The sequence below is a fragment of the Acinetobacter sp. AL9 genome, assembly GCF_041464035.1.
GTDB classification, from domain to species: Bacteria; Pseudomonadota; Gammaproteobacteria; order Pseudomonadales; family Moraxellaceae; genus Acinetobacter; species Acinetobacter towneri.
This window is the reverse complement of record NZ_JAYFSK010000009.1, coordinates 50,781-72,009: the sequence shown is the minus strand read 5'-3', so window position 1 is coordinate 72,009 and position 21,229 is coordinate 50,781. Positions and strand designations below refer to the sequence as shown.

The 21,229-nt window shown below is 43.2% G+C and carries 22 protein-coding genes; 10 read left to right on the top strand and 12 right to left on the bottom strand.

The window, feature by feature from the left end:
• From ACEO2X_RS03705 to ACEO2X_RS03695, 3 genes are all read left to right on the top strand, one after another.
• Positions 1–123: zinc ribbon domain-containing protein (locus ACEO2X_RS03705; RefSeq protein ID WP_179997391.1), on the top strand; the 123-nt coding region annotated here is incomplete at its 5' end.
• Between the two features lie 206 nt (positions 124–329).
• Positions 330–566, top strand: coding sequence for a DUF2061 domain-containing protein (locus ACEO2X_RS03700; RefSeq protein ID WP_004976091.1), 237 nt, complete (start codon positions 330–332; stop codon positions 564–566).
• 207 nt (positions 567–773) lie between these two features.
• Positions 774–1,634 (top strand): LysR family transcriptional regulator, encoded by an 861-nt coding sequence (locus ACEO2X_RS03695; RefSeq protein WP_136144730.1) that lies wholly within the window; start codon positions 774–776, stop codon positions 1,632–1,634.
• A 94-nt stretch (positions 1,635–1,728) separates the two neighbouring features.
• Here the strand turns inward: ACEO2X_RS03695 and ACEO2X_RS03690 are convergent, their stop codons facing one another.
• Together ACEO2X_RS03690 and ACEO2X_RS03685 are read right to left on the bottom strand one after the other, a co-directional pair.
• Complete coding sequence (locus ACEO2X_RS03690) at positions 1,729–1,974, bottom strand: DUF2789 family protein (protein ID WP_004976087.1); 246 nt, start codon at positions 1,972–1,974, stop codon at positions 1,729–1,731.
• A 153-nt stretch (positions 1,975–2,127) separates the two neighbouring features.
• Entirely contained in the window at positions 2,128–2,778 is a 651-nt protein-coding gene (locus tag ACEO2X_RS03685; protein WP_070155338.1) for an HAD family phosphatase, read from the bottom strand.
• Between the two features lie 183 nt (positions 2,779–2,961).
• On the opposite strand from ACEO2X_RS03685, the gene ACEO2X_RS03680 reads away from it, so the two are divergent.
• Positions 2,962–3,444, top strand: coding sequence for an RNA pyrophosphohydrolase (locus ACEO2X_RS03680; protein WP_004976084.1), 483 nt, complete (start codon positions 2,962–2,964; stop codon positions 3,442–3,444).
• A 99-nt stretch (positions 3,445–3,543) separates the two neighbouring features.
• A complete protein-coding gene (gene ptsP, locus ACEO2X_RS03675) occupies positions 3,544–5,841 on the top strand; it encodes a phosphoenolpyruvate--protein phosphotransferase (RefSeq protein WP_371971092.1) in 2,298 nt (765 codons plus the stop codon).
• Between the two features lie 15 nt (positions 5,842–5,856).
• On the opposite strand, the gene ACEO2X_RS03670 is transcribed toward ptsP, so the two are convergent.
• The gene (locus ACEO2X_RS03670; RefSeq protein WP_004976081.1) at positions 5,857–6,048 is read right to left on the bottom strand and encodes a hypothetical protein; all 192 of its coding nucleotides are present in this window, start codon (positions 6,046–6,048) and stop codon (positions 5,857–5,859) included.
• 441 nt (positions 6,049–6,489) lie between these two features.
• On the opposite strand from ACEO2X_RS03670, the gene ACEO2X_RS03665 reads away from it, so the two are divergent.
• Positions 6,490–6,981, top strand: a complete 492-nt coding sequence (locus tag ACEO2X_RS03665; protein WP_154321076.1) for a macro domain-containing protein — start codon at positions 6,490–6,492, stop codon at positions 6,979–6,981.
• 135 nt (positions 6,982–7,116) lie between these two features.
• Here ACEO2X_RS03665 and ACEO2X_RS03660 read toward each other — a convergent pair whose 3' ends face one another.
• Positions 7,117–8,769: an acyl-CoA dehydrogenase family protein gene (locus tag ACEO2X_RS03660; RefSeq protein ID WP_131261059.1), complete on the bottom strand. Its 1,653-nt coding sequence runs from the start codon at positions 8,767–8,769 to the stop codon at positions 7,117–7,119.
• Positions 8,770–8,850: 81 nt separating this feature from the next.
• Between ACEO2X_RS03660 and ACEO2X_RS03655 the strand changes: the two genes are divergently transcribed.
• Both ACEO2X_RS03655 and ACEO2X_RS03650 read left to right on the top strand, forming a co-directional pair.
• Positions 8,851–9,483 carry a TetR/AcrR family transcriptional regulator gene (locus ACEO2X_RS03655; RefSeq protein WP_179993531.1) on the top strand — a complete coding sequence of 211 codons (633 nt, stop codon included), beginning with the start codon at positions 8,851–8,853 and terminating at the stop codon, positions 9,481–9,483.
• A 268-nt stretch (positions 9,484–9,751) separates the two neighbouring features.
• Positions 9,752–11,272: a catalase gene (locus tag ACEO2X_RS03650; RefSeq protein ID WP_096902685.1), complete on the top strand. Its 1,521-nt coding sequence runs from the start codon at positions 9,752–9,754 to the stop codon at positions 11,270–11,272.
• Positions 11,273–11,435: 163 nt separating this feature from the next.
• On the opposite strand, the gene ACEO2X_RS03645 is transcribed toward ACEO2X_RS03650, so the two are convergent.
• The 8 genes from ACEO2X_RS03645 to hcaE all read right to left on the bottom strand — a co-directional run bounded on the left by ACEO2X_RS03645 (position 11,436) and on the right by hcaE (position 19,027).
• Complete coding sequence (locus ACEO2X_RS03645; RefSeq protein ID WP_179988469.1) at positions 11,436–12,488, bottom strand: MBL fold metallo-hydrolase; 1,053 nt, start codon at positions 12,486–12,488, stop codon at positions 11,436–11,438.
• Between the two features lie 247 nt (positions 12,489–12,735).
• Positions 12,736–13,644 carry a DMT family transporter gene (locus ACEO2X_RS03640; protein ID WP_096902690.1) on the bottom strand — a complete coding sequence of 303 codons (909 nt, stop codon included), beginning with the start codon at positions 13,642–13,644 and terminating at the stop codon, positions 12,736–12,738.
• Between the two features lie 88 nt (positions 13,645–13,732).
• Positions 13,733–14,959 (bottom strand): 3-phenylpropionate/cinnamic acid dioxygenase ferredoxin--NAD(+) reductase subunit, encoded by a 1,227-nt coding sequence (gene hcaD, locus ACEO2X_RS03635; RefSeq protein WP_180158784.1) that lies wholly within the window; start codon positions 14,957–14,959, stop codon positions 13,733–13,735.
• A 4-nt stretch (positions 14,960–14,963) separates the two neighbouring features.
• On the bottom strand, positions 14,964–15,929 hold the full coding sequence (locus tag ACEO2X_RS03630) for a 3-carboxyethylcatechol 2,3-dioxygenase (RefSeq protein WP_004976064.1): 966 nt from the start codon (positions 15,927–15,929) through the stop codon (positions 14,964–14,966).
• 71 nt (positions 15,930–16,000) lie between these two features.
• Complete coding sequence (gene hcaB / locus ACEO2X_RS03625) at positions 16,001–16,816, bottom strand: 3-phenylpropionate-dihydrodiol/cinnamic acid-dihydrodiol dehydrogenase (RefSeq protein ID WP_004976058.1); 816 nt, start codon at positions 16,814–16,816, stop codon at positions 16,001–16,003.
• A gap of 2 nt (positions 16,817–16,818) precedes the next feature.
• Entirely contained in the window at positions 16,819–17,145 is a 327-nt protein-coding gene (hcaC, locus tag ACEO2X_RS03620; RefSeq protein ID WP_004976057.1) for a 3-phenylpropionate/cinnamic acid dioxygenase ferredoxin subunit, read from the bottom strand.
• Positions 17,145–17,663, bottom strand: a complete 519-nt coding sequence (gene hcaF, locus ACEO2X_RS03615; protein WP_104853007.1) for a 3-phenylpropionate/cinnamic acid dioxygenase subunit beta — start codon at positions 17,661–17,663, stop codon at positions 17,145–17,147. The genes hcaC and hcaF overlap by 1 nt, the downstream gene beginning before the upstream one ends.
• Entirely contained in the window at positions 17,660–19,027 is a 1,368-nt protein-coding gene (hcaE, locus tag ACEO2X_RS03610) for a 3-phenylpropionate/cinnamic acid dioxygenase subunit alpha (RefSeq protein WP_180186916.1), read from the bottom strand. Before hcaE ends, hcaF begins: the two co-directional genes overlap by 4 nt.
• A 281-nt stretch (positions 19,028–19,308) precedes the next feature.
• On the opposite strand from hcaE, the gene hcaR reads away from it, so the two are divergent.
• Both hcaR and ACEO2X_RS03600 read left to right on the top strand, forming a co-directional pair.
• Entirely contained in the window at positions 19,309–20,211 is a 903-nt protein-coding gene (hcaR, locus tag ACEO2X_RS03605; protein WP_004976051.1) for a DNA-binding transcriptional regulator HcaR, read from the top strand.
• Between the two features lie 330 nt (positions 20,212–20,541).
• Positions 20,542–21,219, top strand: coding sequence for a DUF1345 domain-containing protein (locus tag ACEO2X_RS03600; protein ID WP_096901303.1), 678 nt, complete (start codon positions 20,542–20,544; stop codon positions 21,217–21,219).
• Positions 21,220–21,229 lie beyond the last annotated feature (10 nt).

Genomic DNA, 21,229 nt, shown 5'->3' with positions numbered 1-21,229 from the left:
CTTGGAATAAGAGAATGGCAGTGTGTGGAGTGCGGTACGCTCCATGATCGGGATGTAAATTCCGCACTGAATATTCTTGCGCTCGGGCATGAGCGTCTAGCAGTAGGAATCTCCGTCCTTTAGGTCGGGGAGGATGTCAATGATTCATCACGACCTACCTATAAGCAAAACATGATAGATACTTAAAATTTTTTATCTTTGATATTTTTATTAAAATCTAATTTTCCAATCAAAATTACAAAATTATTCGTTTTTACAAATTAAATAAGAATAATTATCCTTTAGCTATCCACACAGAAAACGGTCAAAGCAGCAGAAGGAGTATTCACATGAGCCATATTCAAAAATTTGTCGCCAACAATCAACGCATGTTCAAAAAAACTTTAAGCTACTACATCATGCACATCACCGTGGCGATGGTGGTCGGTTATATAGTCACAGGCAATATTTGGATGGCCATTACCTTAAGTTTGGTCGAACCGACAGTACAAGCTGTTGCGTATTTCATTCACGAGCGGATTTGGGAAAAGAAAGCACAAACGCAAGATTCTAAAATTATCGCTTAATGGTTTTATAGATTCTGCTTGTGAATATTCCATTTCAGTTTGAGATCATCTTGGTTGCAGCCCACGATGATCTTTTTTTATCTCTGCTGTATCTCTACAAGATCATCCCGAATGCATAGTTTAAAAATAAGTAGAATTTGTTTTGATTAATTCTAATTTTTTCTAAATAATAAGCACAGTAATAAAAAATCTTTATGGATGGTGCAAATGAATCTTGCAGCCTTTGAAGCCTTTGTTAAAGTCATGGAAACAGGTTCTATTTCTTTGGCAGCAGATCAGTTATTTATTACCCAACCTGCGGTGACCAAACGTATTCACAGCCTAGAAGACTATTTTGGCGTGAAACTGTTTGAATCAGCAGGTCGTGGAGTGCAAGCCACGCATGCAGCACATTCATTATTACCCAAAGTCAAAAACTGGCTGAATGAACTGGGCGATATTCACCACACCCTCAGTCATGAGCAAGGACAGGTTCAAGGCAAACTGAAAATTGGTACCAGTCATCATATTGGTTTACACCATTTACCCAATCATTTGCGTGAATATGTGCAAGAATTTCCCAACGTCACGCTAGATGTGCATTTTGTCGATTCTGAACAGGCACATGAACAAGTTTTGGCGGGCGATTTAGAACTGGCTTTTCTGACCTTACCGCCTAAATTAGATGAACGTCTGTCTTATGTCACCATTTGGAATGATCCATTGGTGTTTGTGGTTGCGCCTTTTCATCCTCTTGCACATCAGAAAAACCTGCAATTGACCGATTTACTCGCCTACCCAAGTTTGTTGCCTGCCGCGCAAACTTATACCAGTCAAATCACTTTGGCAGAATTTGAAAAGCAAGGCGTCAAACCCAAAGTCACCATGAGCAACAATCCGTTAGAATCAATTCGGATGTTGGTGTCAATTGGTTTGGGATGGTCTGTTTTACCTAAAACGTTGGTCAATCAAGACTTACAACAGTTAGATATTGACTTAGAAATGAACCGTCAATTAGGCATGGTATGGCATCCGGGACGAACGCAATCACGCGCTGTTTTAGAATTGATTGAGATGATGAAACACTAAAAGATTAATCGTTTCTTTTGAATGAAAAACACCCTCAGACACGATTGTACTGAGGGTGTTTTTTTATTGGCTCAACTTGGACACAAGTGAAGTCTTAACGACTCACCGAATCTTCATGCAAAGATTCATTCAATTGGTCTACCACAATTGCCCATGAACCATCCGATTTCATTTTTTCGACGATAAACTGACGCTGTGCTTCCGTCCAAAATTCTGCCTCGGCAATTGTTGTTTCTGCATTCAATTGATGCGTTTCAATAAATTGCTGAATCGCAGCTTCACTGGCATCCAAACCCAGTTGTTCAAATAAATGTGTCATTCTTGGGCGTACACCACTCATTTTTTCACTCCTGATCATTTTTAATTCTTGTCTTACCTTAGCATGCCTATTCTAAAAATGAATGACATAATCCAACATTGCAGCAAATAAAAACAAAACAGAAACAAGCGACTAGTTACACCTGATACAGCAACAATTGCACTAATCTAAGCTTTAAATTGACCAGTCCTGCACATCCCACCCTTGCTCTTCCGCCAAAGCCTGTAAACGTGCATCTGGGTTTACCGCAATGGCATGATCGGCATATTCCAACAAGAAACGGTCGTTAATGGAATCTGAATACGCCCAAGATTCTGTGACTTCGCGCCCTGCAAGCCATTGCTCCAAACGCACCAACTTGCCTTGTTGATAACACGCAGTATTAATGACTTTGCCTGTATATTTACCATCGACCACTTCGGCATTGGTGGCAATAATTTCACTAATACCAAACTCACGGAAAATAGGTGCAGTAATAAAGTCAGATGTTGCTGTAATCCCCACCAATTCATGCCCTAATTCTTGATGACGCTGAATAGCTTTAAACCCTTCAGGGCGCATTTGTGGACGAATCACCTTTTGCATAAATAATTCATGCAAATCTGTGAGGTACTGATTGTCGTGCTGGGTTAAAAACTCAAATACAAATTCGTTATATGCAATTGGGTCGAGTTGCCCTGCTTTGTAGTCTTCATAAAACTTGTCGTTCATGGCGCGATGGCGAACAGGATCGACCAAGCCTTCACTTACCAAAAACTCACCCCAAGAATGATCTGAATCAGTATTTAACAAGGTGTGATCGAGATCAAATAGCGCCAATTTCATGAAAATACTCGTAAAAACTGAAATTTAAGAAAAAAATTGTAAATCTATCTCCGCTAGTCGATAGAAATTCGTTAAGATCATAGCAATTTTAACATTATTTACACTTTGCGTTTTCGAGTTGGAGAAAAGAAATCATCATCCCCGAGTGCAAAGTCATAAATTAAACAATATTTAGGTAGCCAAATGATCGACTCAGAAGGTTTCCGACCCAATGTCGGGATCATTTTGGCAAACGAGTTTGGACAAGTTTTATGGGCAAAACGCATTGGTCACAATGCATGGCAATTTCCGCAAGGAGGTATCCAATATGGAGAAACCCCTGAACAGGCACTTTATCGTGAGCTGAGAGAAGAAGTTGGCTTACTGCCCGAACACGTCCAAGTTATCGCGCAAACTAAAGGTTGGCTGCGTTATCGTTTGCCACATCGGTATATACGCACGGATTCGGATCCCGTATGTATTGGTCAAAAACAGAAGTGGTTTTTATTGCAACTGACAGCGTCAGCGCATCATATTCGGCTGAATTTGTCAGATCCACCCGAATTTGATCAATGGCAATGGGTCAGTTACTGGTATCCGCTTGGTCAGGTCGTCAATTTTAAACGTGACGTCTACCGTAAAGCGATGGTGGAGTTGTGCAATCAATTGCCCCTGAAAAAACCTTAAAATTTGCATGAAGATGTAGATTTTTTAGCTTATTGTTATAGGGTCATCTGTGGTGTAAAACTGACCTCAAATCATTGATTGGAATATGGAGTAGCGCGTATGTCGAACATGCAACTGGATACCCTTAGACGCATTGTACAAGAAATCAATGCGTCCACCAGTTTGCATGAATCACTCGATATTATGGTCAATCAGGTCGCAGAAGCCATGCATGTGGATGTCTGCTCTATTTACCTGCTCGATGAACGCAATCAACGCTATTTGCTCATGGCATCAAAGGGTTTAAATCCTGAGGCTGTGGGGCATGTGTCTCTACATACCAGTGAAGGTTTGGTCGGTTTAGTCGGACAACGTGAAGAAATTGTCAACCTAAACGATGCGCCCAAACACGAACGCTTCATGTATTTACCCGAAACAGGCGAGGAAATTTATAATTCCTTCCTTGGCGTGCCTGTCATGTATCGCCGTAAAGTTATGGGCGTTCTTGTGGTGCAAAACAAGGACAAACAAGACTTTTCTGAAGCGGCAGAATCCTTTTTAGTCACACTTTGTGCTCAGCTTTCAGGTGTCATTGCGCATGCGCATGCCGTGGGCAACATTGATGTGTTCCGCAAACCCAACAACCTGCCTGCCTACAAAACCTTTCAGGGCGTATCAGGTTCGGGCGGGATTGCACTGGGTCGTGCGGTAATTCTGTATCCACCTGCAGATTTGGCGGCTGTACCTGATCGTGAAGCTGAAGACATTAGTGAAGAGTTAGAATTACTAGACAACGCACTAGATGCAGTGCGTCAAGAAATTCAGGCACTAGATGACAAAATGCAGGATGCCTTAATGGCAGAAGAACGCGCTTTATTCAGTGTGTTCCTACGCATGTTGGATGAAAATGCCCTGCCTGCAGAAATTAAAGAACTGATTCGTGAAGGTAACTGGGCGCAAGGTGCGGTGCGTATTGTAATTGACAATCACATTGCCCTATTTTCGCAAATGGAAGATGACTATTTACGCGAACGTGTTTCTGACCTGAAAGATTTAGGGCGTCGTATTCTCGCCTCTTTACAAGAAGCCGATGCCAGTCACCGTGAACTGACCGATGAAAGTATTTTAATTGGCGAAGAAATTTCCACAGCAGCTTTGGTAGAACTACCTGTCGATAAAATTGCAGCAATTGTCACCACCGAAGGCGCAATGAATTCTCACATGGTCATTGTGGCACGTGCTTTGGGTATTCCAACCGTAGTTGGCGTAACTGAGTTGCCGATCAACAGCCTAGACGATGTGGAAATGATTGTAGATGCGCACCAAGGTCGGGTGTTTATCAACCCGCCACGTCGCATGCGGACACGCTATAAAGAAATTCAAAAAGAAGAAGAACAGATTGCCAAAGACCTCAAGCAATATGAAACCAAAGATGCCATTACCCCTGACGGCGTAGCGGTAAAATTGTATGTCAATACAGGCTTGATGATTGACGTGGTGCGTGGCGTACAACGCGGTGCTAAAGGTGTTGGTTTATATCGTTCTGAAATTCCATTTATGCTGCGTGACCGTTTCCCTGGCGAAGAAGAACAGCGTGCCATTTACCGCCAACAGCTCAGTCACTTTGCCAACAAACCTGTGGTGATGCGTACGCTAGATATTGGCGCAGACAAGGACTTACCATACTTCTCAATTGAAGAAGAAAACTCAGCCTTGGGTTGGCGCGGGATTCGCTTCACGCTAGATCATCCTGAAATTTTTTCTTCGCAAATTCGTGCCATGCTCAAAGCCAGTATTGGTTTGAATAATCTGCATATTTTGCTGCCAATGATCACCAGTGTCAGCGAGGTTGAAGAAGCCTTGTATTTGCTAGATCGTGACTTGCAAGCAGTGCAGGAAGAAGAACAGGTTAAAATCACCAAACCGAAAATTGGCATTATGGTAGAAGTACCGAGTGTGCTGCTGCAAATTGATGAATTTGCCCCGTTGGTGGATTTTTTCTCGGTAGGATCAAACGATTTAACCCAGTATTTATTGGCAGTGGATCGTAACAATCCGCGTGTGGCCAACGTCTATTCACACTTTCATCCTGCAGTACTGCGCGCCTTAACCCGCTTGGTGAAAGAATGTCATAAATATGACAAGCCTGTGAGCGTTTGTGGCGAAATGGCAGGAGATCCGCTGTCTGCGGTAATTCTGATGGCAATGGGCTTTAATACCCTGTCGATGAGTTCAAGTAATATCTTGCGGGTGCGTAAAGCAATTTGTCATGTACCGATGACCGATGCGCAACATTTATTAGATCAGGCGTTAAAAATGAATAATCCGCTGATGGTGAAAAGTCTGATGGAATATTATTTTAAAACCCATGGCTTGGGCGATATGGTGAAACTAGCGACACGTATCGTATCTCCATAAAACTTAGTTTAAGCCTCAAGCAACACACCATTCACTCCAAAAACAACAAGGGCGATAATCATCGGAATATCGCCCTTGTTTGTGTTTGCTATAGCCTCGTTTGGCATTTTTCTTACGGTCTACAAAAACCTGACTTTTGTTGACTTCGTGCATGTGCTTGGCCACAAAGTTATGCTGAATAAGCTCAGGCTGTTTTTTCTTTGCCATTGCGCTGTTCCTTTCGGTTGATCATGGAAATGAGCAGTGTCGCTACTCTTTTAGATGGAGATGTTGAGGGAAAATTCAAGCCAATTGCTTCTGCATAACGTGACTATTCTCTCACCAATCTTCCATATTAAATTGGGAAGCCGATCATACGCTTTTTTGTACATTTTACAAGCGATTTTCACTCAATAGTGCTAAGATAAAAAGAAGGGTAAATAAATTATTGCGCCACTTTATCAGATTTTTCTGACGGTTATTTTTGAAGGCTATTTTAAAGAATACTCAGCGGCTTTACCCATACAATTATAGCATGAAATTCTAAAAAATTTTATTACTTTGCAAAGACTTAGTAGTTATAAAATCCGCTAGAAAAACTGCAATGATTGGCTAATATGAATATAGAAGATCAGTTTAACAAGACCATTAAAAATAGGAGTCAAATTCATGATTTATGAAGTTTCTGGAGATATTTTACTGAGCGAAGCACGTGCGCTTGCTCACGGTGTTGCCCCTAACGATAACTTTGCAACTGGTTTGGCTTTAAGTCTGCGTGAGCACTGGCCTGCGCTATATAAAGACTTCCGCAACTATTGCCATATTTACCATCCTAAAGCGGGTGAGCAATGGACTTGGGTCAATGCCGAAGGTCAACGCATCGTCAACCTGATGACTCAGGAAGCCGCTTATGACAACGGTTCAAAACCTGGTAAAGCATCAACAGAATACGTAAACCGTACTTTGAAAAACTTAAAACAGTTGATTGAAGAAGAGAAAATTGAAAGCTTGGCATTACCACGTCTTGCAACAGGTGTAGGCGGTTTAGATTGGGAAGATGTACGTCCACTGATCTACAAACACTTGGAAGATTTGGATATTCCAATTTACATCTACACTCTATATCAAAAAGGTGTAAAAGCTGAAGAGCCTGCGAAATAAGTTTCGCTGAAGCAATCAGCTTTGCTACAAGCGAGCGTGATTGATCACGACTCGACTGCAATATACGGTTCAATTCACCCGTTTGGTTTTACCAAGCGGGTGAATTTTTTGTGCAGAATCAAGTAGCAAGGGATGCTATGCTGAAAATGCACGCTGCAAGATGGATGCAACATCGACCTGTTTAGGTTTAAGCATACCCACCACTTGCCCATGCAATGCACTATAACGCGACTGAATAAAACCTTCTGCCACAAAACTTGGCGCATAACGCAACAACAAAACCGCTTGTGCCAAAATCACCAAACGGCTCACCAAAGCACGTGCCATAAATTGTAAATCGTTGCTGTTCGTGGTCTGCAATAACTGCTGCAAACCATCTAATTCACTGCCCAAAATAGGATGAGTAACGGCAGTGCGAGCAAAATCCTGCAATAACACCTGAATCAGCTCAGGTTCTCGCTGCATAGCGCGTAGTACATCCAGACACATGACATTGCCTGAACCTTCCCAAATGGTATTTACAGGTGCTTCTTTGAAAATACGTGCCATGATGCTGTTATCGACATAACCATTGCCACCAAAAACTTCCATCATCTCACCTGTAAGTTCCACCGCGCGTTTGCAAATCCAGAACTTTGCAGCAGGGGTCATTAAACGCTTCCATGCCAAAGACACAGCATCATCGCTTTCATAACAATGTGCCAAATGAAAACTGAGCTGTACCGCAGCTTCAGTTTCCAAAGCCAAATCTGCCAAGACTGCCTGCATTAATGGCTGATTCGCCAAAGTCTGTCCAAATGCTTGACGTTGTCGAGTATAGGCAAGGCATTGCACCAAGGCTTGACGCAGCATGGCACTACTGCCCACAGCACAGGTTAAACGAGTGTAGTTCGCCATTTCAATAATGGTGGGAATACCGCGCCCTGCTTCGCCAATCATGATGCCCCACGCCTGCTGAAATTCGACTTCAGAACTGGAGTTACTCCGATTTCCCACTTTGTCTTTTAAACGCTGTACCTGAATATTATTTTTTCTGCCATCTTCTAACCAACGCGGTACAAAGAAACAAGCCAAACCATCTTGTTCGGTATTGGCGACCACCAAATGTGCATCACACATTGGTGCAGAGAAAAACCATTTATGACCTGTGAGCAAATAGGCTTGCCCACGCCCTGTTGCTGCGACTGGAATGGCAAGCGTTTGGTTGGCACGTACATCTGAACCACCCTGCTTTTCGGTCATGCCCATGCCCAACCAAATAGATTTCTTTTGTGAAATCGGCACATCACGCGGGTCATATTCATGCGATAACAGTTTTTCGCCCATGCTTGCCCATAATTCAGGTTCACGCTGAATGAGCGGAATACTGCCTAAAGTCATGGAATTTGGACATAAATTGCCACACTCAACCTGTCCCGCCAAATAAAAGCGACTGGCCCAATCGACCCATTTTGCCGTAGATTGCGGTTGTTTAAATGGATGTGCATGCGTGTCAAACTTGCGATTCAGCGCCATCCAGTGATGCCATGCGGGATGAAACTCCACTACATCTTTACGGCGTCCACGTGCATCGAAGGCATGTAAAATAGGCGTATGCCGATTGGCTAAATCGGCATAGTGATAATATTCTGCCGATGCTGCAATATGTCCCAATTCGCTCAGTCGAGTCTGATCTTGACTGCCATAACGGGTTAAAATTTCTTGTAAAACCGTATCGGTTTCAAATAAGTTATAGTCTTGTAATTCATCAAACTGATTTTGAATTTGATGGGTCATCCATGTCTGCATTGTGTCACTCCTAGACAAACGCGATGCTATCATTGCATTTAGTATAGAGAAAAATATGTGCTCAGGTGTTCGGCTTTATTTATGAAAAATTCTGAGGTTCAAGTGCGCCGTAAGCCGCGCCAATCGCGGGCTAAACTGACTCAAGAGGCTTTACAGGAAAGTTTTGTTCGGCTTTTGCATGAACGCTCGGCAGCTGAAATTACCATTCGCGAAATTACCGATTTGGCAGGTGTCGGTTTAGGCACTTTTTATGAATACTTTGCCAAGAAAGAAGATTTACTGGCATTGACGATTCACCTGCAAGTCAAACAGCATGCAGAACGCTTAAAAAGTTATGCCCAACAGCAACTTGAGTTATCCACAGTTGTTGAAATAAACCGCTATATCGCAACAATCATTCAGTTTCAGCTTCAGCAAATTCAGGCACAACAATGGCTTTGGGCACAGACTTTTTTACTGGAACGACAAGTTTCACACATTGAAACTTACCAAAAAAGTTACAGCATGATGCTACAGATGTGGCAACAGATTTTCGCACCTGTCATACACAATGCCGAACAACAACTGCGCCTTGCTTTGAATCTGCATCGCATCAGTTATGGTTTTATTTCGCAAAGTTTATTAATCAATCCACATTATCAAGATTGGGATGCCTTGCACACCGATATTTCATTGGCGATTCAACCGTTTTTAGCAGCAGTTTCAGACATTTAGTGCAGCAAAACTGATTATTTAGTTTACAAAGATCTATCGAATACACCAATCATAAACAATAAATTTATCTATTTGTAAAATTATAAAAATCGTTTTACATTAAAATGGTGAGATTTGAAAAGCTTTCATCTACAAAGCCCGATCTGCATGGTATTGTGGTGTTGTAGTTGATTTTTTAAACAAACAAAACGGTTCATGGCCGCTTGTTTTAGAAGCTAAATTTCTAATACAGCCCACCACATGATGATCACAATAATGGAGAACAACGATGAGCCAAGAGATAAAAAAATGCCCTGTAACGCATTTAACCACCGATGCAGGCGCACCTGTTGTAGATAACCAAAATAGTATGACTGCGGGCGCACGTGGCCCACTCCTTACTCAAGATTTATGGCTCAATGAAAAGTTGGCAAACTTTGTACGTGAAGTAATTCCTGAGCGTCGTATGCATGCCAAAGGTTCAGGTGCGTTTGGTACGTTTACGGTCACGCACGACATCAGCCAATATACCCGTGCCAAAATTTTCTCTGAAGTTGGCAAAAAAACTGAAATGTTTGCTCGTTTCTCTACCGTTGCAGGTGAGCGTGGCGCTGCCGATGCAGAACGTGACATTCGTGGTTTTGCTTTAAAATTCTATACTGAAGAAGGCAACTGGGATTTAGTCGGTAACAACACACCAGTGTTCTTTTTCCGCGACCCACGTCAATTCCCTGACCTGAATAAAGCGGTAAAGCGTGACCCACGCACCAACCTGCGTAATGCGACCAATAACTGGGATTTCTGGACTTTGCTGCCAGAAGCACTGCACCAAGTCACCATTGTGATGTCGGATCGTGGTATTCCTGTGGGTTATCGTCACATGCATGGTTTTGGTAGCCACACCTATAGTTTTATTAATGCCAATAATGAGCGTTTCTGGGTGAAATTCCACTTCCGCACTCAACAAGGCATTCAAAACCTGACCGATGCAGAAGCAGCAGAATTGATTGGTCGTGACCGTGAAAGCAGCCAGACTGACCTTTACAATGCCATTGAACGCGGTGATTTCCCGAAATGGACGCTGTTCGTGCAAATCATGCCTGAACTGGATGCAGAAAAAGTCCCTTATCACCCATTTGACCTCACCAAAGTTTGGCCGAAAGGTGATTATCCACTGATTGAAGTGGGTGAATTTGAACTGAACCGTAACCCTGAAAACTACTTCCAAGATGTTGAACAGGCTGCCTTTGCACCAAGCAACCTTGTACCAGGAATTAGCTACTCGCCAGATCGCATGTTACAAGCGCGTTTGGTCAACTATGCCGATGCTGCACGTTACCGTGTTGGTGTGAACCATTCACAAATTCCAGTGAATGCTGCACGCTGCCCTGTGCACTCAAACCGTCGTGATGGTCAGGGTCGTATGGATGGCAACTATGGCAGCTTGCCACACTATGAGCCAAACAGCTTCCATCAATGGCAAGAGCAACCACAATACCGCGAACCACCGCTAAAAATTCGTGGCGATGCAGATTTCTGGGATTATCGTGAAGATGATAGCAACTATTTTAGCCAGCCGCGTGCCTTGTTCAATTTAATGAACCCTGAGCAAAAACAAGCACTGTTTGATAACACGGCACGTGCGATGGGTGATGCTTTAGACTTTATTAAGTATCGTCATATTCGTAACTGTTATGCATGTGACCCTGCTTATGGCGAAGGCGTTGCAGCAGCTTTAGGCATGACCGTTGCCGATGCGCAAGCAGCACGTGCCAGTGACCCTGCACTTGGTCAGCCTGGCGTACTGTAATCTTTGTAGTTAAAGATCAAGTCAGTCTAAACAGCAAGACTTTAAACACCAAAACAAAGCCCCTATTTCGATAGGGGCTTTGTGTTCTATATCTATCATTGCCACTTTTCAGTAGCGTGAAAAGTAGCGCATCACTTTTATTTAAGGTCAAGTTTTTAAAAGATTAAACAATCAACTTCTTACCTTCACGAATACAATAAAACGGATTCATTAATTTAGATGAACGCTTCATGGCATGATGCAAGTCTGCCTCTGGTTGCTCACGCCCTTCATCGGTCAGCTCAAAAGTGCGGTAATGAATGGCCAAAGAACATTTGGAATGTAAATCTTTATGGGCCTGAAAGGCATCTTCAGGGTTCATATGCATATAACGCATCAGATTCCGTGGCTCGTAAGAACCTATAGGTAAAAGTGCCACACGTGGTGCGCCCATACGGGTTTGGATTTCTTTAAAGTGTGGCGAGTAACCTGTATCGCCCGCAAAGAAGCAATGATCTTGCCCATGCAAAATAGAAAAACCGCCCCATAACGCCATGTTCTGATCACGTGCGCCACGTCCAGAACCATGTTGTGCAGGAGTGTACACAATTTTCAACTCTTTAAACAAAGCCGACTGCCACCAGTCCATTTCAATCACATGCAAATCAGGCGGCAAATACCAAGCATTGCCCAAACCTGTATAAATAGGCATGGCAAATTGATGATTCAGCCATTTTAAGGTGGCTAAATCCATGTGGTCATAATGGTTATGGCTCAAGAAGACGGCATGAATGGTCGGTAAATCTTCCAGTGCAATCCCTGCAGGACAGGCACGTTTAGGCCCTCGCCCCTGTTTCGGACTGGCATGCTCTGCCCAGACTGGATCGGTTAAAAAGTTATACGGTCCAATTTGAATCAGCACCGTTGCATGCCCCACAAACCAAACTTGCCAATCATCCAAACTGGCGTGTGGACGTAATTGTGGCAAAGCACTTGGCGCTGTAAAAAATTGCTGTGCTTCTTGTTGCGGATTGACATTCCAACTGTTCGATTTGCGTTTTAGCAACCATTTCAATAAATCAGTTTGGCTGCGCCCCTCAGGACACGCAATCGGATTAAAAAACTGCGCTCCATCATAATGATTTGAAGGCAAAAACTGCAGCTTGGGTTTACGCCAAGTATGCGACCAACAGGCTTCCGTTGGCAGTTGAAAATGCTTTTGTTCCACGTTGTTCATGTAAGCCCAATAATATATAGCGCATCTACCATGATGCTTTTTATCCTGATCTGTTCAGAAAAAAACACAGCTTTGGTTCATGTGTTGACTCTATCACGCATAGTAGCGAAATCAAGCAGGCAATTTCCTTTATGTTTTTGTTGTTTTGAGAAAAAAGTCGTATCGACAGCGGGTTAATGATCGGAAATTTACACCTCAGATAAACGAGGCTTTAGAAAAACCTAAACACGGGTATAGCAATGCGGGCTTAGCGTTTAGCAAAATATTGTTCGCGCCATTCTTTCCAGAAATACATCACAATCCCGAACATCACCACGGCAATGCCAATAAACGCATTCATGCTGATGTGTTCATTATTTAAGGTCGCACCTAAAATTAACGCGATGATGGGAGTCATCACATTACTTAAAGATACGGTTGAGGCATTTAAACGACGAATCAGCCAGAAATAACACAGCATGGCGACAATAGACGACATGATCATGGTAAATACAAAACCAATCATGGCTTGGCTGCTTGGCATTTGAGTCGGGAAATGCGACCAAATAAAGGGAATTAATAACAATGACCCTGCCGATGATACCAATAAAGAACCTGTGGCTTGTGACATCGGCTTTAAAGGAGCATTGATTTGTTTGACCCAAAAAATTGAGCTGATATAGGACAGCATACTGATAAACATCAACACCACGCCCCATGGATTCACTTTGCTGTCGGCAGAGTCTGCAAAGACAAAGCTGAGTCCTGCAATCGCAATTGCCATCCCTGTCCACTGTAAGGCAATCAATTTTTGCGTGCGTAAAATCACATGACCAATCAAGCCTGCGATTAAAGGAGAAAAACCAAAAATCAGTGCCATTAAGCCTGAAGTTAAATAATTGGCGGCCAAGTAAATAAATAGCTGTGCACCAATTAAATTCAGACTACCCGCCAAATAGCTTTTCATTGAGGTGTGATCAAAAGGCAATGGATCGCGCATGAGTTTAAGCACGCACAGCGCAATCACGGAAGCCCCAAAGTAGCGGATAATCAAAACCCACATTGGATGAATTTCCTGCACACTCCAGACAATCGCCAATGGCGTGGTCGCCCAGATGAGTACCAATAAGGCATAAATACTGGCGGTTACCACAACAGGAGATGTATTCGTATTCATCGTTTGCTCAACATAAAATGGACACTTTTCTTCGGCAGATAAAAAACAGACCTAAGTTGCCTCAGGTCTGTTTTTCATCAGTTCAAGCTTACTTCACCAATTTACGAAGGTCTTGGCTCACATCTAAATATTTGTCTGCTTCAAAAGTAGCTTGCTTGGCAATCATCTTTTTCAAGTGACGCATATCTTTGGCTGAGTTGACGGTAATTCCGCCGACAATCACGCCATCGGTCACACCAAACAATACGAATGAAGACTCACTGCGTTTGGCAGCATCCATCTCACCACGCACATGCCATTCTGCTGCTGACATATCTCCTACAAACTGGTAGTTAATGTCGAGTTGATCAGTCCAGAACCAAGCAGGATTGGCTACAGGATGTTCCACGCCCATCACATGACGCGCGAAGATACCTGCTTGCAGGTTGGCATTTTCCCAAGTTTCTACACGACGATGGTTGCCACATTCACGCAGTTGTGATGCGACATCGCCCGCGGCATAAATATCTGGGTTTGAGGTTTGACAGTTTTCATTCACATGCACCGCAAAGTCTGCATCTAAACCTGCTTCAACTGCCAATTGTGCGTTTGGAATAATGCCAATACCGTAAATCACCGCATCGGCACGTAGTTCTTCGCCACCTTCTAAGGTCACGACAATTTCTTCACCATCTAGCTTGCAATCTGCAATTTGCGTAGACAGACGTACATCAACTCCTGCCAATAACTGCTGTTGCAGTAAAAACTCACTCAAGATGAGTGGTGATGAACGTCCCATCACCATTGGTCCCATTTCAATGACAGTTACCTGACAGTCTTTAAAGCGTGCTGAAGATGCCAACTCTAAACCAATCACACCACCACCAATTAAGATGATGCGACGACCCGCTTGTAATACAGGGACTAAGGCTTGCGAGTCTTCAAGATTACGCAACGTGTAAACGTGTTTACCTAAGGCATCAAAATTTGGCAAGCGACGTGCAGCACCGCCTGTGGCAAGTAACAACTTGTCGTAGGCAATAACCTCACCATTTTGCAATTCAACCGTATGTGCTTCGGCATTGATTTTGCTCACGCCATTGCCACGAATAGTGGTCACACCTAGTTCTGCCAATTTTTCTTCCGACAGAATCTCGATTTTGGTTTCTTCAGGACGCAAAATCACATCTTTAGACAGCGGTGGACGCTCATAAGGCAAATGTATTTCATCGCCAATTAAGATGATGTTGCCTGCATATTGATTGCCGCGCAGCTCAAGAATGGCACTTGCCCCTGCCTGACCTGCCCCCACAATCACAATTGTTTCTACACTCATGGGCTTAACCTTTTAACTCGGCAGATACGATGCCAAAGCCCGCAATCCACTCACTAATATCTTCATAGCAATGCGTGGTCATTTCATACGCACCCAGTTCATCTAACGCAGCAAAAGCAGCCATCCACGAACGGACTTCCTGACCACCACGACCACCATCTCGACGAATTTCAGCTTCGGTCATGGCTTCCATAGCTGCAAAGTCTGCCTGTTTGAATTTTTCAAGCAAGGCAATATCCCACTCAGGGCTTAACGGTACAGCCACAGAAGTATCGCCTGCAGCAAGTTTCTGACCGACTGCAATCACTTTGGCCTGACGTGCATGACGTGCTTCAGGGCTTGGATTACGACCTGCAATTAAAAATTCTTCAACTTCAGGCGGTACTGAACCCATTTGTGGCGTTGGTGGATCGTGTGAAAGACCACCTGTACCCAAGACCAAAACGCGCTCATTTTCAAGATTCAACGACTTGATGAATTGACCCACAGCACGACCCAAAGCAATGGTACGCTTGGTGGTTGGCATCGGTGCTGCAGCGCCATTAATAAATACGGGAATGGTTGGATAACGATCTAGCTGCCCCTCACACAAAAAGTGTAATGGCTGAGTCACCCCATGGTCGGCCTGCATACGATACGAATATGCAACATCTACACCTTCATCCAACACACGGCGCACCATCGCCAAGGCTTTGTCTTCAGGCACATCAATACGGTTGTTGTCTTTGCCGTAGTCCCAGTCACCCGCAGCCGTAGCACGAATACCGACACAGAAACTTGGCATCAAATCGTAAAAGAAACCGTTGAAATGGTCTGGACCAAAGGTAATGATCAGGGTTGGATCGTATGCTTTGACTTCGGCAGAAAGTTGCTCAAAGGCAGCACGAACTTTTTGTTCTTTAGATTGATCTTGCGGTGTTGCAAATTCCATTAAAGGACTGTGCGATGCACAAATGAGTTTAACGGCCATGAAAGACTCCTAAATAAGGAAGGCAGCCCAGAGAAAGGCTGCCGATTCGTCTATTGAATTTAGACTCAATTTTATTCGTCAAAAAAACCTGCACGTGGTTGACGCAAACCACGAATACCCAAACCACATTCTGCATTGATCAGAACGCCAGTCAGCGCACGGTTATTTTGACGCGATGCCAAGAGCACATACGAACCAGTCATGTCTTCTGGCTCAGGCAAGAAATTCAGCGGCATACCGCGTGCAATTTTTTCAGGATCACGTGCATCGAGTAAGCCTAGGTTTTCCTGACCTAAAGATGCTGCGCCCTTAATATTGACATTCATCGCTGAAGGCGCAACAGCATTGACACGTACTTTAGGTGCCAATTCATAAGCCAACTCTTTCATGATGCCAACACCTGCATGTTTAGATGCAGTGTAAACAGGACCACCGCCTGAAGAATACAGCGCAGAATTGGATAAGGTTAAGATGATAGAACCTTCAGATTTCACCAACTCATCCAGTGCTGCTTTTGCCCCCAAGATTAACGCCTTGGTATTGATGCCCATGATTTCATCAAAGGCTTTTTCAAGCTGCTCACCAGACGTATTGACGATATCTGCGTAGTGATCCCAAATCCCTGCATTGCCAATAAAGCAATCCAGCTTTCCAAAACGCTCCACAGTGGCCTGCACAGCACGGACATTGTCTGCATAGTTGGCAACATCACCAGCGACTGCCACGATTTGATCACCAAAACGTTCTTTTAAAGCATCGACTTTAGATTGTGAGCGCTGTAACACGCCCACATGCGCACCTTCTTCAAGAAAGCGCTCGACCAAAGCCCAACCTAAACCAGAACCGCCACCTGTAATCAGTGCCACTTCGCCTTTTAGCCAACCCATGCTTACTCTCCTGCCATTTCTACATATAACGCGCCGTCTTCAACCACCACAGGGAAAGTTTGAATCGGGTCGGTGGCTGGCAAGCATAATGCTTGACCAGTCTTTAAACAGAAACGTGCAGAATGCAGTGGGCATTCAACTGTGCCATCATCTTCAAGATAACCTTCAGACATTGAGGCATTGCCGTGTGAACAACGGTCATTCATGGCAAAGAACTCACCACCGTTGTTGAATACTGCCAGTGCTTCAATACCGTTCACACCGCAATCCACTTTTAACGCTTCGCCTTCGTCTAATTCGTCAACTTGGCAAACAAAGATTTTATTCATTAGAAGAATACACTCAGGTTGTGTGAGTTATAGGTTACTTGGTCAAGTACAATCTTACGGTTGAAGATCTGGAAGCCTAAGCCACCTTCAACACGACGGATTTTGTCATGGCGCTTACCACAGTAAATAGTCACGTCTTTCTCTTTTTGAGTACGGTACAACAAGTAAGTTACGTGTACGTCGTATTCACCTTCGACCTCTGTCGCTTCAACAATCACGTTGCTGACCATATGCGTGGTACGTGACGGAGGTTCTTCAGCCCATGCCATACCTGTTTCCAGACGTGCAACACGGCGCTCAAGCAAGTGTTTGTTGTCGTTGAACACCCAAGTTGTAGGTGGTTCAACTGAACGACGACGGTCACGGGTTTGCGCATTTGGTGTAGTACGCAAGGTATAAGAAATGTCTTCTGCCATGAGGTCTAACCACTCACGGAATTTCCAGTCGTCTAGCAATTTTGCTTCGCGATACAAGAATTGGCTCACTTCATGTTGAAGTTCTAAACTGATTTGACTCATTTCATTAGCTCCTTCTCGTATTCGTCAGCTGCTTTTTCAACGTCTTCCCATTTTTCATGGATCAGCAAGTCTGCCCAACGGCGGTACATACCACGTGCTGCAGTTTCAGAGAAAATGTAGTTGGTGATTCCTGGAATACCATCTTCACGTACTTTTTCGTTGCCTTTACCCATTTCGACAATGAGCTTGTTTTGACGTGCTTTATAGCCGCGCAATACTTTTTGAATTTCAATCCAGTTTTCAGAGTCATCTTGCTCTAAGAAACCTGCAGGACCGAAGGCACGTGTCGCAGAACGCTCAAATGCTTCTTTCACGTCTTGAGGTGCTTCAGCATCGGCAATACAGAATGCCCATACTTCAGTTTTGTTTGGACCACGTGGATGCCATACGCGCAGTGTTGCAGTACCGTTCAACCAAGACAGTGTTGGGAACATGGTGTTGTGACCTGCAAGACGTAAAGCACGTACTTCGCCTAAACGCTCTTTCACTTCTTCGTAAGTTTCGCGGAAGTAATTGGCAACTTCACCATCAACCCATACGTTTGCATCTGGTTTTTCTGTAAAGAAGAAACCTGAACCGTGACCACGTGAACCATACTGAATCGCATCTTTGGCAGTTTCCCAAACAGGACGAGCTGTTTGCGCTGCACCTAATTGTTTGCTGCTGTCATCATCTGGTTTTGCACCAAGTACCTGAATGGCAGAGGCGTGTGAGAACAAAGCGTGATATTGGTCAGAAGCAAACTGTTCTGCAGCAAATTTCCAGTTACAGTCAATTTCCCACTTGTGTACGCCACCAATAATTTCAGTACCACCCGGACGACGGTCAATCACGCCATCTAAGTACCAAGCGATGTCGCCCATATATTCTTCTAGGTCTGGAGTGGTTTCATCCCAGCAACCAAAGATCAAGCCTTTGTAAGACTTCACGCGGTTGACTTCCACCAAGCCCCATTGCTCTTTACAAGCACCTTGTGGATACGCACGTTCTTCTAAAGGAATATCTTTGAGTGAACCATCAATACCGTAAGACCAACCATGATATGGGCAAGTAAATGCTCGGGTATTACCACAGTCTGCAAAGCTCACACGCATAGAACGGTGACGGCACTGGTTTAAAAATGCTTTGATTGAACCGTCTTTTTGACGTGCCACAATAATTGGATCTTCACCCATGTAGGTGTTGAAGAAGTCGCCAGCTTTAGGAATTTGGCTTTCATGACACAGGAACAACCACGTACGGCCGAACACACGTTCAAGTTCTAATTCGTAGATATCTGGATCTGTATAAATAGATGGAGTGATACGTCCATTTTGTGCATCGACTAAAACGTCGATTTCGCGCACATCAATTTTTCCACTCATGAAAAGCTCTCCTGTGACCAACAACGGCACAAAGTAAATAGACTCAACTTCTGATGGATAATGGTTTTTTAGGGACGTTTAGTGAAATATTTTTTTTGTTTCAATTAATAGTTTTTATAGATTAATCCAACATTATATTTTGCATTTAAATCGTTGCATAATGATGAAACCCTATTTACTTCGTGAATGACACAATAATTCTCACCGAATAGTTGTTTATAGATCATTCTTTTATTAATCTATAATTAGACATATTTTGAATTAATCTTTGGAATGGTTGTATGGAATTACGTCACCTTCGCTACTTCATTACCGTTGCTGAAGAACTCAACTTCAGTAAAGCCGCACTTAAACTTTATACGGCTCAACCTTCGCTGAGTCAGCAAATTAAAGATTTAGAAGAAGATGTCGGCGTTAAGCTACTCAACCGTACCAAACGTAAAGTCGAGCTAACCGAAGAAGGTGCTGTATTTTTAGAACAGGCGCGTCTGACTTTGGCGCAAGCCGACAAAGCGGTTGCCATGGCACGTCAGGTGTCACAAGCCAAACAGAAAATGCTGCGTATTGGCTTTGTTCCTGTGGCAGAAATGAAAATTTTCCCTTTTGTACTGCCTAATTTACGAGTACAAAACCCAGAATTAAAAATTGAATTGCTAAGTTTGAACAACACTGAGCAAATGAAAATGATTAAAAAAGGTGAACTCGATATCACCTTTACCCGCCACAATATCAACAGTGATGAAATTGAGAGCCAGTTTGTACTGCGTGAACCGTTAATTTTTATTTTGCCCAAAGATCATCCGTTAGCAAAATACGAACGCATTCCTGTCAAAGCATTGAATGGTATTGATTTTATTATTCCTTCGGCAGAAGCTTCGTATAATCTGCATCACCTGATTGTCGATTTTGCCAAACAGCACAACATTGAACTAAACATTGTGCAAAAAGCTGACAACATTTTATTTAATATCAACTCGATTGGTATGGGCTTGGGTTGCACCATTTTACCGGGCTATGTTGCTCCGCTAACCATGGAAAATACCGTCATCCGTCCACTTGATGTAGAACTTCCACATTTAGATTTATACGTCAGCTACGGCAAAAACAGCCATTCCGCTGCGGTACAGAAATTTATGGAACTGCTCACACGTGTGTTCTATTTGGACATCAACCGCGAACAATAATTCTAAAACCACTCGCGTTTTTCAACCTTTCAAAAGTGCTTGCTGCTTGATGTAGTAAGCACTTTTTTGTGCATCCTAAATGCTAAAACACAGCTTTAGACTTAAGTCTAAACTTATTTTTTTAATCTTTTTCTGAACTACTGCTCATTCTTACACTCAAACATTCGCATTTTTGCAGTCTGCTTTTTCCTCGCTTCGCTACCACATTTCCTGCAAATTACAACTTAAGTCTAATAAGTTAAAATAGACACCCCATCGCTATTTTCTAAAATTAAGCCGATGATAACAGGCAGTAACACCTTTAGATTGCACATCCAGAAAGGATCAAGAATGATAAAAACACCCTTCAGCAGAATGAAAACAGGGATTCAATATCGTCCTTATTTTTTTATCAGTTTTGTGATTACCATTGTGCTGTATGCTATTTTTCAGACCCTCACTGCATGGTCATGGTCAAGCTGTTTATTGATTAGCTGGAATATCGCGATTTCCTGCTATTTGGTTTTAACCATGCGCAGTTTGTGGCACAGCGATCATGCACATATTTTACAACGTGCCCAACAACAAGATGCCAGCAAATGGCTGATTTTATTCTTGGTATTTCTAACCTTAGTGATGTGCTTTATTGCGATCATTGTCGAGGTGAATTTATTTGCACAAAGTGAGTTTGTGCGCATGGGACATTTTATTTTATCCATTACCACTATTTTATGTGCTTGGTTTTTTATGCACACCATTTTTGCGATTCACTATGCGCATGACTATTATTTGGCACTGCAACAGCAGCAAGAAGGTGGTTTGGATTTTCCCAAGACGTCGCATCCAACCTATCCTGACTTTTTATATTTCAGCTATGTGATTGGTACATCTGCACAAACCGCCGATGTCTCGATTAGCTCACAACCCATGCGGGTACTGAACACGCTACATATTATTTTGGCTTATAGCTTTAATACCACTATTTTGGCAATTTGCATTAACTTGGTCGCGAGCTTTATTCAGCACTAAATTGGGTACA

Coding starts and splice junctions, on each gene's coding strand:
- ptsP (WP_371971092.1), top strand. CDS start 3,544: ATGTCGAACATGCAACTGGATACCCTTAGACGCATTGTACAAGAAATC.
- hcaF (WP_104853007.1), bottom strand. CDS start 17,663: ATGAGTCAAATCAGTTTAGAACTTCAACATGAAGTGAGCCAATTCTTG.
- hcaE (WP_180186916.1), bottom strand. CDS start 19,027: ATGAGTGGAAAAATTGATGTGCGCGAAATCGACGTTTTAGTCGATGCA.
- ACEO2X_RS03680 (WP_004976084.1), top strand. CDS start 2,962: ATGATCGACTCAGAAGGTTTCCGACCCAATGTCGGGATCATTTTGGCA.
- hcaR (WP_004976051.1), top strand. CDS start 19,309: ATGGAATTACGTCACCTTCGCTACTTCATTACCGTTGCTGAAGAACTC.
- ACEO2X_RS03660 (WP_131261059.1), bottom strand. CDS start 8,769: ATGCAGACATGGATGACCCATCAAATTCAAAATCAGTTTGATGAATTA.
- hcaC (WP_004976057.1), bottom strand. CDS start 17,145: ATGAATAAAATCTTTGTTTGCCAAGTTGACGAATTAGACGAAGGCGAA.
- ACEO2X_RS03665 (WP_154321076.1), top strand. CDS start 6,490: ATGATTTATGAAGTTTCTGGAGATATTTTACTGAGCGAAGCACGTGCG.
- ACEO2X_RS03640 (WP_096902690.1), bottom strand. CDS start 13,644: ATGAATACGAATACATCTCCTGTTGTGGTAACCGCCAGTATTTATGCC.
- hcaB (WP_004976058.1), bottom strand. CDS start 16,816: ATGGGTTGGCTAAAAGGCGAAGTGGCACTGATTACAGGTGGCGGTTCT.
- ACEO2X_RS03655 (WP_179993531.1), top strand. CDS start 8,851: ATGAAAAATTCTGAGGTTCAAGTGCGCCGTAAGCCGCGCCAATCGCGG.
- ACEO2X_RS03600 (WP_096901303.1), top strand. CDS start 20,542: ATGATAAAAACACCCTTCAGCAGAATGAAAACAGGGATTCAATATCGT.
- ACEO2X_RS03695 (WP_136144730.1), top strand. CDS start 774: ATGAATCTTGCAGCCTTTGAAGCCTTTGTTAAAGTCATGGAAACAGGT.
- ACEO2X_RS03645 (WP_179988469.1), bottom strand. CDS start 12,488: ATGAACAACGTGGAACAAAAGCATTTTCAACTGCCAACGGAAGCCTGT.
- ACEO2X_RS03700 (WP_004976091.1), top strand. CDS start 330: ATGAGCCATATTCAAAAATTTGTCGCCAACAATCAACGCATGTTCAAA.
- ACEO2X_RS03650 (WP_096902685.1), top strand. CDS start 9,752: ATGAGCCAAGAGATAAAAAAATGCCCTGTAACGCATTTAACCACCGAT.
- hcaD (WP_180158784.1), bottom strand. CDS start 14,959: ATGAGTGTAGAAACAATTGTGATTGTGGGGGCAGGTCAGGCAGGGGCA.
- ACEO2X_RS03630 (WP_004976064.1), bottom strand. CDS start 15,929: ATGGCCGTTAAACTCATTTGTGCATCGCACAGTCCTTTAATGGAATTT.
- ACEO2X_RS03670 (WP_004976081.1), bottom strand. CDS start 6,048: ATGGCAAAGAAAAAACAGCCTGAGCTTATTCAGCATAACTTTGTGGCC.
- ACEO2X_RS03690 (WP_004976087.1), bottom strand. CDS start 1,974: ATGAGTGGTGTACGCCCAAGAATGACACATTTATTTGAACAACTGGGT.
- ACEO2X_RS03685 (WP_070155338.1), bottom strand. CDS start 2,778: ATGAAATTGGCGCTATTTGATCTCGATCACACCTTGTTAAATACTGAT.